Here is a 1,424-nt window from a genome sequence, read left to right on the forward strand (position 1 = left end):
GGCTCATCATGATCCAGGGTGTAGTTGGGGTCTGAACCCGCCGGTCTCGAGCAGCGATCTGGCGATGTAGTTGGTGAGGTTGCGGAAGCCGAGTGCGGAGCCGCGGAGGTGTTCGAGCCGTCCGTTGATCGCCTCTGTGGGCCCGTTGCTGGTGCCGGGTCGGTCGAAGTAGGCCAGTACGTCGTCGGCTCGCTTCTTCAGTGTTCGCCCCAGCGTGATGACCTCGGTGAGCGCCTTCGGGACGCCGTGGCTGACCGAGTCGATCAGTTTGACCATTAGCTCGCGGCCTCGACGCCGGTCCTGCTCGCGGTAGGCGGCGATCATCCGCTGGTAGACGCCCCAGGTTGCCTCGACTTCGACATGCGCATCGACGCTGAATAGGCCGTGCAGGCGGTCGTTCTGCTTGTCGGTGAGCAGGTCAGCTCCCGTGTGCAGGGTTCGCCGCGCCCGGTATAGCGGGTCGTCCTTGCGGCCGCGGTGGCCCTGGGTGTGCTGCTGGACCCGGCGGCGGCAACGGTCCAGTGCATCGCCGGCCAGCCGGACGACGTGGAAGGGATCCATCACCGCGACCGCGTCGGGCAGCGCCTCGGCGGTGGCGGTCTTGAAGCCGGTGAACCCGTCCATCGCGACCACCTCGATCGCGTCGCGCCACGCCTGCGGTCGCTCGGCGAGCCAAGTCTTGAACGCCTGCTTGGAGCGGCCCTCGACCATGTCCAGCAGCCGTGCTGGTCCGGTGCCCTCACGGATGCCGGTCAGGTCGATGACCACGGTGACGTACTTGTCGCCGCGGCGGGTGTGCCTCCAGACGTGCTCATCGACGCCGACGACCTTCACCCCGTCGAACCTGTGCTCGTCGTCGATCAGGACGCGCTTGCCCTCGGCCAGGACGGCGAGGTTGGCGGTGTTCCACGCGACCCCGAGCCCCTCGGCGACGCGGGCGACGGTGAGGTGCTGGACCACGATGCCCTCTAGTGCCCAGCGCAGCCCGCGGCGCGACAGCTTCGCCCGTGGTTCGGCCGCCAGGCTGGTGTCCTGTCGCCATACATGGCAGCAGTCGGTGCAGCGGTAGCGACGCACGACGACCTCCAGGGTCGTGGGTCGCCACCCGAGCGGTTCGTGCGCAAGCCGCCGGACCACCGTGTCCCGCGGAACCCCTTCGCAGCCGCAGCGACGGCACCACTGGTCGAGCTCGACGACGCGGCAAGCGATCACCGCGCGGTCGGGCTCGAGCCGTTGCCCAACGGCTTCGAGACCGAGCTCATCCAGTCGGCAGAACGTGGTCAGGTCAGGGCGAGTGAAGGTAGCGTCGTGCACGTCGAGGTCTTCCGGATGGGCAGTGTGAGAACTTCCATCCTCGGGAGACCTCGACTTCGATCCCGACACCGCCGCGCCGTCAGCTTCTACACCCTCATCTGCGAAGAGCC

General features: G+C 68.0%; 1 protein-coding gene. It reads right to left on the minus strand.

Annotation, left to right across the window (positions count from 1 at the left end):
- Positions 1-6: 6 nt before the first annotated feature.
- Positions 7-1,314, minus strand: a complete 1,308-nt coding sequence (locus KVA01_RS12530) for an ISL3 family transposase (protein ID WP_058956066.1) — start codon at positions 1,312-1,314, stop codon at positions 7-9.
- Positions 1,315-1,424: the final 110 nt, after the last annotated feature.

It is taken from the genome of Kocuria varians (assembly GCF_006539885.1).
In the GTDB taxonomy this organism is placed as follows: domain Bacteria; phylum Actinomycetota; class Actinomycetes; order Actinomycetales; family Micrococcaceae; genus Kocuria; species Kocuria varians.